The organism is Gracilinema caldarium (assembly GCF_029265695.1).
Lineage (GTDB): Bacteria > Spirochaetota > Spirochaetia > Treponematales > Breznakiellaceae > Gracilinema > Gracilinema caldarium_A.
In genome coordinates this window covers 1-9,998 of record NZ_JAJUHW010000067.1, presented here as the reverse complement: position 1 = coordinate 9,998, position 9,998 = coordinate 1, and the positions used below count along the sequence as shown (strand labels likewise).

The window sequence follows — 9,998 nt, the reverse complement described above, 5'->3', positions numbered from 1 at the left end:
TCGGCAGCCTCAACAGCAAACACCTCAGTTTCTTCCATGGTGGCGATAATGTTATCGGGGTTGATGCCCCGTTTTTCGGCAAAATCGGCGATAGAGTGGGCGCAGCGGATCGCCATACCGTCGGTAATTTTTTTAGCCCGCACAAGGAGGGCCCCCTTAAGAATGCCAGGAAAACAGACTGAGTTGTTGACCTGGTTCGGAAAATCACCCCGGCCGGTGGCTACAATATAGGCCCCCTCCTCTTTCGCCGCATAGGGCCAGATTTCAGGAACTGGATTGGCACAGGCAAACACAATGGCCTTGTCAGCCATGGCCCGCACCCATTCCCGTTTCACCGTATCAGGCCCCGGAGTAGAAAGGGCAATCAGTACATCCGCGCCTCGGATAGCCTGCTCCATGTCGCTGATTTTCTGCGGATTGGTCTTCTGACAGAGCTCCCACTTCCGATAGTTCCGCTTGTCAGTCTCTATATCTTTCCGGTCCCGGTGCAGTGCACCCTGGGAATCGAACATGATTATCTTGGCCGGGTCTGCCCCGTCTGTCATAAGAAGCCGGGCAATGGTGGTATTAGAGGCCCCCGCACCGAGAAGCACAATCCGCACATCAGAAAGCTTTTTATTAACCAGTTTCAGCGCGTTGATGAGCCCCGCAAGGGTAACACAGGCTGTCCCCTGAGCATCGTCGTGCCAAACCGGGATATCGCAGGCCTCCCGTAGTTCATCCAGCACCTTAAAGCAGTTAGGCTGGCTGATATCTTCCAGATTGATGGCCCCAAAGGAGTGCTGGACCATTTTCACAAATTCGATGATTTTGTCCGGATTATTTTTTCCCCCTTCATCCCGGGAATCGATACAAAGGGGAACCGCGTCTACACCGCCTAAGTATTTCATCAACATGGCCTTGCCTTCCATTACACCAAGGCCTCCCGGCGGGGTGCAGTCTCCGTCGCCCAGAACCCGGGTCGAATCGGAGACCACCGCGACCATATTGCCCCTGCTCGAAAGGGCAAAGGAAGTGTCGTTGTTATCCCGGATAGTGGTCGATATTTTTGATACCCCCGGGGTATACCAGACATTAAACCAGTTGAAGCCAAAAATACCGCAGCGCGGCAAGGTTTGCATTTTGCCTCCGTAAAAGCGGTGAGCTTCCAGGGAAAGGTTTTTTAAGAAAAGCGTTTTAGCCTTCGCCTTTTGTTCTTCGGTAAAGTCAGCGGGGAAGAGTTTGTCCAGGTCCGCAAGCTTAATGTCTATGCTCATATAAAAATCCTTCGAGATCTTATGGAATTCTGTGTTATTTCATTCCCGAAAGCTGCTTCGTTTTTTTGAATGCATACAAAAGCATAAATGCCAGGGGAATCAAAAACAACAGTGCAGCCACATTACCACGGAAAAGCTCGAATATCCAGAAGCGCAGAGGATTTCCGCCGTCGGTAAAGGAGCTTACCACAAGGCTTGAAGCTTCTGAAACGCCGCTGAGACTTCCGGCCTTCTGAGCCAGTGAGGTAATAAGGGGGCCGAGTGCGGTAGCAATATACAGAAAGCTGATAATAACCGGTACGGCGATAATAACCGCCCGGACCACATTTCCGCCCGTAATAAGGGCGACCACGGAAAAGATAGACATCAGGTTCGGTAAATCACCTGCAGGAAGCACCTTATTGCCGGGCAGCACAAATGCCAGGGCAAGGCTCACGGGCATAAGGAGCATACCGGTTACAATTACCGAAGGATTTTTCATCAAAAAACCCGTATCCATAGAGATTGCCAGGGGCCGGCCTCCAAACAGGGGCGCCATCCGGTCCGAAGCGGCCTGAGAAATGGCCCCTGTAGCCTCTCCGATAAGGGCGCCGCAATGGGGCAGCAAAAACATAATGGCCGCCACTTTTATGGCCATTTCAAATATCTCTTTTAGTTCATAGGCCGCCAAAAAACCAAAGAGAAGCCCAATGAAAAAGCCGACAATCATGGGTTCTCCCATGACAGCCCAGGGACCCTTTGAACGGGAAGGGTTCCAGGAGAGGCGGCGCAAACCGGGAACCTTTTCGATGAGCCCATCCATGGCAATCGCCCAGGGTGCAAAACCTGCCACGGTAAGGGGGCTGATGCTTACTCCGGTGATGCCCGCCTCTTTCTGCACATAGGGAATTGTGAGTTCAGACATTTTGATGACAAAAATCGCGGAAAAAAGACTACCTGCGAGGGCAACCGGCAGTGGCATGCCCACGGAAAGCAGCATGGAGCCGATGAGAGCAAAATGCCAATAATTCCAGATATCAATATAAAACACTCTGGTCCACCGGAGGAACAGCATAAGGATGTTCACCAGCAACACGAGAAGGATGATGAGAGGAGCAATCCAGCTTGACCAGGTAATGGCAGCCAGGGGCGGCCAGCCCGCATCGACAACAGGGAAATCCAGGTGCCGGGATTGCACCATGGAGGACACCGCGGGATGCATGATGCCTAGAAAGGCATCGAAGATGAGGAACACCCCGGCAAAACCAATACCAACCTTGAGGGATTGCAGCAGGGCCTTACCCAAGGGCATACGGGAAACCAGGGCTATTATAAAAAAGAGCACCGGCAGTAAAAGATACACTTTAAATGAAAAAATCCAACCAATTACACGGCCTAAAACTTCCATCATTTCACCTCCCGCTTATGGCCCGCCGGGGCCCACCCAGGACCCGTCTGGAGCCCCCAGACTAATTCTCTCCGGTGCAAGACCTTGTAAGCGCCGGGGCACCAAACCATGGGTCGTTAAGCCCCGACTCCTTACCCTGATGTTTTACCTAAGCATTCAATTTTGCCAGTTCCTGCCTGACCAGGGATACCAGATCCTGAATCGCTTCGTTTACTTCCAGAAGACGGTTGTCTTTTTCTTTGCGGAGCTTTACTTCCACCTTGGGTAGGTTCTTTTCCCCGATAACCACCCTTAAGGGGATACCGATCAGGTCAGCATCCTTGAATTTTACACCCGGCCGTTCGTCCCGGTCATCTACCAGAACTTCCACCCCCTGTTTGATCAGTTCTGCCTCGATGCGGTCCGTGGTTTCCTTTACGGCCCCGTCATACTTAATCGGTACAAGAATAACATGGTAGGGAGCCACCGACATGGGCCACACGATGCCGTCCTGATCGTGATGTTCTTCTATAATAGAGGCAAGAGTCCGGTCTACACCAATACCATAACAGCCCATGGTAGGAATCTGGGTCTTGCCCGCTTCGTCTAGATAGGTGACATTCATGGACTTGGTGTACTTGTAGCCTAATTTAAAGATATGTCCCAGTTCGTTGCCTTTCTTTTCGTAGAGTTCCCCACCGCAGAGGGCGCAGCGGTCCCCAGCTTTTACGGTTCTGACATCGGCCACAAGCCAGGGAGTAAAATCCCGCCCGTACGCCACATGGGCATAGTGAAGGTCCTTGGCGAGGGCGCCGGTCACCGCATCGGCCATAGCAGTGACGGTTTCATCGGCCACAACCGGAAGACCTGTGAGGCCAACGGGGCCTGCAAAACCGACCGGTGCGCCGGTAAGCCGCTCTACATCCACATCGGAGGCGAGCATAACTTCGCTGGCCTTAAGAACCGCCGCAAGCTTAGTCTCATTAACATCCAGGTCGCCCCGGATAGCCACTGCGAAAAAAGCCTCGGGGTATGTTTTAGGTGCATCCGGTGCAGAAGCATGTTTTTCCAGTTTTGCACAGCCCGGGGCGGAAGATAGGTCTAGTTCTACATTCAATGCCTTGTATACCAGGGTCTTGATAAAGGACTTTGCGTCAGTTTTAAGGAAGGCGCACAGTTCCTCAATGGTCCGAACCGAGGGAGTTTCAATCTTAGTGATTGATGGTGTGGCAGCAGCGGCAGCCTTTGCAACATCAAGAGAAGCAGGGGAAGTGAAATCGGGCTTGCAGGCAGCTTTTTCCACATTGGCCGCATAGTCGCAGTCCTTACAAAGGATCAGCGTATTATCGCCGATTTCACTTTCTACCATAAACTCTTCCGAACCGGTACCGCCCATAGCACCCGTGTCCGCCCGGACAGGAATAACCGTTAGGCCGCAGCGTTGGAAAATCCGCCGGTATGCCCTTCCCATGGCCTGGTAGGTTTTATCCAGGCTTTCATCATCCGTATGGAAGGAATAGGCGTCCTTCATGGTAAATTCCCGGCCCCGCATAACCCCATAGCGGGGGCGGATTTCATCCCGGTATTTGGTATTTATCTGGTACAGCGTCAGGGGCAGCTGGCGGTAACTATTAAGTTCATCCCGTACCAGGGCTGTAAAGGCTTCTTCCGCGGTGGGGGACACCACAAAGTCGTTTCCGAGCCTGTTCTTAACCCGGAGCATCCCCTCTCCCATGGTTTCCCAGCGGCCCGATTCCTTCCATATCTCGCCAGGAACGACTACCGGGGGTTTTATCTCCAGGGCGCCGATGGCATCCATTTCCTCCCGGATAATGGATTCCACTTTCCGGTAGGACCGCAGTCCCAGGGGAAGGTATGCAAAAAGGCCATTGGCAAGCTTCCGCATCATGGCGGCCCGCATCATAAGCTGGTGACTCACAATAACCGCATCGGCGGGGACTTCACGCAGGGTAGGAATAAAGGTTTCAGATATTTTCATACAAATTATGTCCTTATTATGGAAGGATAAAACAATGAGAGTAAAATAACCGGCAAGGCGCCTCTTGGGCAAGGGGGCTGGCGTGTTCGGTTGGGCTGTTTGGTTGGTGTATTCGGTCCAGTACTGTCGGCGGCCTCAGGCGGCTGTCTCAGGGTACCCCATGAGGCCGCAGCGATACACAACAGCTCGAGGCCGCACCCTCAAGCGTTCTCCTACAGGCGCACCTTTATGCTAAAACATTCCGGTACCAGTCTACAATACCTTGCGGGCCATCTCGGAGGAGGGCAATTACCAGAGGCCGGCCGACCAGGGCTTCCTGAGCACCGAGGGCGCGGGCCAGGAGAAAATGCCGCTTGGTCCGTAGCCCTCCATCAACCCAGAGGGATCCCGTATGCTGCTTAAGCTGCGCTCCGTACTGTAAAAGAAAGCGGGCGGTACTCCCCCGTTCGGTCTCAATCCGGCCGCCATGGTTCGAAACAACCACCACGTCGGGCTTAACTTCTTCTACCAAAGCCAGATCTTCCTGGGTAAAAACACCCTTAATGGCAAAGGGGAGCCCCCAGACCTTGTTAGCCTCTTCTTTTAAGTAACGCAGGGTCCGGGCATCCTTTTTTTCAAGATTTACCAGGTTCCGCATGGTAAGGATATTGTAGGAATCGATATCGATACCTACCAGTTCTGCTACCGGCGCAGCCCAGGCCATCCGTTCAAGAATCTTTTTGTTCGGATAGGGTTTGATGAACACCGCCCCCTTTGCCTCATGGCTTTTTAAGGCTGCGATTCCTCCGAGTAGTTTCTCATCCGGGTATCCGTCACCGATACAAAGGGCAATACCCGCCTCAAGGCAGCCCCGAACCGCCTCTCCATAATAAGGACTCTCCGTATCATAGCCCATGTTTTGGGTAGCCCCCGTCATGGGCGCCAGCCTGATACGGGGCAAGCCCGCACCGTCCAGTTCTACCATCTGGGCAACGAGGTCCCAGTCCCGGACATTGGAGATAAAATTGTGATTGTCAAAGACACCGCCCAGACCGGGGAGTTCGTTCATACAGGCATATCCGTCACAGACAGGACAGAAATAGCATTTCGGGTTTGTAGCTAAGGGATTCATTAGGATTGAGCATTACAGACTCGCCGGGCTTTTTCAAGGGGGCCATTATTGACAGGATTGGAGATTTTACGTTACGATTTTAGAATAGTGCTGAACCGGTTTAGTAATCGGTCCGCCGGCACAAGGAGGATCCCTTTGAATATTGATAAAGCAACCTTTAAGGAACATATTAGGCTCAGGCTCAAGCGCCGCTACGGCAAGGAACTTGCCGAAGCGACACTCCACGACATATACGACGCGGTAGCCGCAGCCTCCATGGAATACATTTTGGACAACTGGATGGCCACCCGCAAGGCCTTCGATGCCAATCCAGGCCGCCAGATGTTTTACCTGTCTGCAGAATTTCTCATGGGCCGGGCACTGACCAACAACCTCATCAACCTGGGTATTCTGGACATGGTTAAGGAAGTCCTTGCAGAAATTGGACACGACATCAACGAAATCGAGGACCAGGAACCGGACGCAGGGCTCGGCAACGGCGGTCTCGGACGGCTTGCAGCCTGTTTCCTGGACAGCCTGGCGACCATGAACCTCCCCGGTCATGGCTACGGTATCCGGTACCGCTACGGCATGTTCGAGCAGAAAATTGAACACTGCCGGCAAATCGAAAAACCCGACAACTGGCTTGAGCACCGGGATCCCTGGGAAATTAAACGAAGCGACCTTGCAGTGGATGTTAAAATCGGTGGCGAAGTAGGTATTATTGTAGACGAACAGGGCCGCGAACGGTTTACGGTAAAAAACGCCGAAATCATCCGAGCAATTCCCCATGACATGCCTATCGTGGGCTACAATACTAAAACCGTCAACACACTCCGACTCTGGGAAGCCTATAGCCCCGATGGTTTTAACCTCCAACTTTTTAACGACATGCAGTACACCCGAGCTGTAGAAAAGGCCAACCAGGCAGAAGACCTATCCCGGGTACTCTACCCCAATGACTCAGGCCCCTCCGGCAAGGCACTGAGACTCAAACAGCAGTATTTCTTTGTTTCCGCAAGCCTCCAGGACATACTCCGCTCCTTTAAACAACGATTCGGACGAGACTTCGCCAAACTCCCCGATTTTGCGGTGGTTCAGCTCAACGACACCCATCCTGTCGTTGCCATCCCCGAAATGATGCGGCTCCTCATGGACGAAGAAGGCCTTGGCTGGGACGAATCCTGGTCCATCGTAACCAAAATGTTCGCCTATACCAACCACACCATCCTCGCGGAAGCCCTGGAAAAGTGGCCCTTGGACCTCTTCTCATCCCTCCTTCCCCGGATCTACAACATTGTGGAAGAAATCGATCGGCGACACCAGGAAAGCCTTAAACAGCTCTATCCGAATGACTGGGAGCGACGGAACCGCATGTCCATTATTGCCGACGGCATGGTGCACATGGCCCGGCTAGCCTTAGTTGGCGGATTCTCAGTAAACGGTGTCGCCGCCCTGCATACAGAAATTCTAAAGAAACGGGAACTCCGGGACTGGTACGAGTGGAAACCCGATCACTTTAACAATAAAACCAACGGCGTTACCCAGCGGCGCTGGCTAAAACTCGCCAACCCCGGCCTTTCAGCCCTCATTACCGAAACCATCGGTTCCGGTTGGGAAACAGACCTTTCCAAACTCAAAGCCCTGGAACCCTATGCGGAGGATCCGGCCTTCCGGCAGCGCTTTGCCGCAATCAAACGGCAGAACAAGGTACAACTTGCTGCCTACCTGGAGAAGACCCAGGGCGCAAAAATCGACCCCGATTCTATCTTTGACGTGCAGGTCAAACGGCTCCATGAATACAAACGGCAGCTCCTCAATATTTTCCATGTCATGTACCTGCATAACAGGCTCGCCGATGACCCCACCATCGAAATGCCGAAACAGACCTTCATATTCGGCGCCAAGGCAGCCTCCGGCTACCGGCGGGCCAAATCGATTATTTCACTTATTTGCGCCGAGGCGGCCCGGATAGATGCAGACCCCCGGGTTAAAGGCCGGCTCAAAGTAGTCTTTGCGGAAAACTACCGGGTAACCTTGGCAGAAAAAATCATCCCCGCTGCGGAGGTCTCTGAACAAATTTCCACCGCCGGCAAGGAAGCCAGCGGCACGGGTAACATGAAGTTCATGATGAACGGCGCCCTCACCCTGGGCACCATGGACGGAGCAAACGTGGAAATAGTCCAGGAAGTGGGCCGCAAAAACGCCTTTATTTTCGGACTCTCCGCCGAAGAAATAGCTGCCGTGGAAGCAACCCATTCCTACGACCCCCACCTGTATCTGGGCAGGAACCCCGCCCTCGCCCGGGTCGTACACCAGCTGGTGGACGGAACCTTCGGCCACGAATTCCAGGCCGCCTTTAAGGAACTCTACGACTCCCTGGTACACGGTGTTGATGGCAACCGGCCTGACCCCTACTACGTCCTCGCCGATTTCGATGCCTATGTACAGGTCCACGAACGGGTCGTCAGCACCTACGCCGACCAGGACGCATGGAACAAAATGGCGATCATCAACGTGGCCCGCTCGGGAATCTTCTCCACCGACCGAACTATTGCCGAATATGCCGCTGACATCTGGAAGATTAAGCCTATCGAAGTAAAATAAGAGTCACCTTGATTGATGAACGGGGCCCCGCAATGGAGCCCCGGCGAGTCAATGAGGCATCACAGGAGGCTGCTGCATGTTTTGCAGCGCTGCAAAAAATGCAGCGGCCTTTTTTATGAGCATGCGAAACGTTTAATGCAAATATTCGGTATGGTTTTTAAGATTCCCCGCTATATGAGCTTGTACTGCTTCATCTATATGTGAATAGTCGGTCACAATCGGGGTAATACCAGCCTGCTGCAGACTTGCATAGGCACCAGCTCCCATACCACCTGCCACTAAATATTGGCAATCCACAATCGCCTGCGCCATACGGTTGTGCCGTTCCTGGGATGTTGTATCAAATCCATGCCCACCTCCGTGACCATGATGGTCATGATGTTCGTGATGGTGATCATGGGTGCCTGCAAAATGGGCATGCCCCAGCTTTTCCCGTTGTTCTCGGCCTACAACCTGGCCGTTTTCCACTGTGATTACTTCATAAAACCGAGCCCGGCCAAAATGCTTGCTTATTGTCTTTCCGTCATCGGTTACAAAGGCAATTTTCAAATTTCGCTCCTTTTCATTATTAGCATATGCTCATTATATTCACTTTATAGCTTTAAGACAAGACCTGGGTCCGCCGCAAAGATTTCATTTTCTCTTGCAGAACCACTTCTCAGCTGTTACCTTTGTACTATGGAAGCGCCCTTTAATTGCCTTACCCCGGACCTTATAACCGATACGGTAGAAGAAGCCTTTGGAATTTCCCTTAAAAGTGTTATTTATCCCTACCCAAGCTATATCAACCGAGTCTATGGACTAGAGGATACGGATGGCAGAGAACTGGTCGCAAAATTTTACCGGCCCGGCCGCTGGTTTATCGAACAAATACAAGAAGAGCATCAATTTCTTGAAGAATTAGCTCGGGGCGAATGTCCTGTCGTTTTGCCGTTACCCGATAGGGACGGAATAACCATTCAGACCTTAACACTCGAAGCATGTACCCCAGGAACAACTGAAGCTACAGAACTTGTTTTTTACTTTGCCCTCTTTCCCAAGATTTCTGGCCGGCCCTTTGATCCAGAATCGGATGAAGACTGGCTCAGGCTGGGTTCATTGGCTGCCCGCCTGCATGTTACCGGAAGGAAGGCAAAGGCAGAGAGCCGGCTCCGTTTAGAACCAGATCTTTTACAAAACTATAGGGAAAAGCTGTTAGAGGAAGGGCTTATACCAGAAGATTTTGTATCCGATTTTATATCCATAACCGACCGGGCGCTGGAACTTTTCAGGAGCCACTACCAAGGGCTTTCAGCACTACGTCTACACGGCGACTTTCACCGGGGGAACCTTATCGGCTCGTCTGATAGGGGCCTTGTCATTATCGATTTTGATGACATGATAACAGGACCTGCGGTGCAGGATCTCTGGCTTCTTTTACCGGACCACCTCCGCAATAGCAGGCGTGAATTGGAACTCATACTCCAGGGCTACACTGATTTTGAAGAATTTGATCCCAGAGAACTGGCCCTCATCGAAGATCTCAGGTTTTTCAGGATGGTCCATTACCTCCACTGGCAGAGCCAGCAGCGCTTTGACCGGGCCTTTTATCAGCACTTCCCCGATTGGGGGAGCCGGGCTTTCTGGGTAAAATGTATCGAAGACCTGGAGGACCAGCTCTGCGAAATGGGCGGCTGAAGG

General features: G+C 52.4%; 7 protein-coding genes. 2 read left to right on the top strand and 5 right to left on the bottom strand.

The genetic code is table 11. The annotated features are described in order from the left end of the window. The 4 genes from Q7P68_RS13435 to Q7P68_RS13420 form a co-directional block, all read right to left on the bottom strand. Positions 1-1,256, bottom strand: a 1,256-nt coding sequence (locus Q7P68_RS13435) for an NAD(P)-dependent malic enzyme (protein ID WP_304226513.1), incomplete at its 3' end; no start/stop codon positions are given. A gap of 34 nt (positions 1,257-1,290) precedes the next feature. Beyond that, a complete protein-coding gene (locus Q7P68_RS13430) occupies positions 1,291-2,646 on the bottom strand; it encodes a PTS transporter subunit IIC (RefSeq protein ID WP_304226512.1) in 1,356 nt (451 codons plus the stop codon). A gap of 145 nt (positions 2,647-2,791) precedes the next feature. After that, positions 2,792-4,621 carry a proline--tRNA ligase gene (locus tag Q7P68_RS13425; protein ID WP_304226510.1) on the bottom strand — a complete coding sequence of 610 codons (1,830 nt, stop codon included), beginning with the start codon at positions 4,619-4,621 and terminating at the stop codon, positions 2,792-2,794. A gap of 226 nt (positions 4,622-4,847) precedes the next feature. Next, complete coding sequence (locus Q7P68_RS13420; protein ID WP_304226508.1) at positions 4,848-5,669, bottom strand: alpha-hydroxy-acid oxidizing protein; 822 nt, start codon at positions 5,667-5,669, stop codon at positions 4,848-4,850. A gap of 198 nt (positions 5,670-5,867) precedes the next feature. Between Q7P68_RS13420 and Q7P68_RS13415 the strand changes: the two genes are divergently transcribed. Beyond that, complete coding sequence (locus Q7P68_RS13415; RefSeq protein WP_304226506.1) at positions 5,868-8,318, top strand: glycogen/starch/alpha-glucan phosphorylase; 2,451 nt, start codon at positions 5,868-5,870, stop codon at positions 8,316-8,318. Between the two features lie 132 nt (positions 8,319-8,450). Here the strand turns inward: Q7P68_RS13415 and Q7P68_RS13410 are convergent, their stop codons facing one another. Continuing rightward, a complete protein-coding gene (locus Q7P68_RS13410) occupies positions 8,451-8,867 on the bottom strand; it encodes a NifB/NifX family molybdenum-iron cluster-binding protein (RefSeq protein ID WP_304226504.1) in 417 nt (138 codons plus the stop codon). A 129-nt stretch (positions 8,868-8,996) separates the two neighbouring features. On the opposite strand from Q7P68_RS13410, the gene Q7P68_RS13405 reads away from it, so the two are divergent. Continuing rightward, on the top strand, positions 8,997-9,995 hold the full coding sequence (locus Q7P68_RS13405) for a serine/threonine protein kinase (RefSeq protein WP_304226502.1): 999 nt from the start codon (positions 8,997-8,999) through the stop codon (positions 9,993-9,995). Positions 9,996-9,998: the final 3 nt, after the last annotated feature.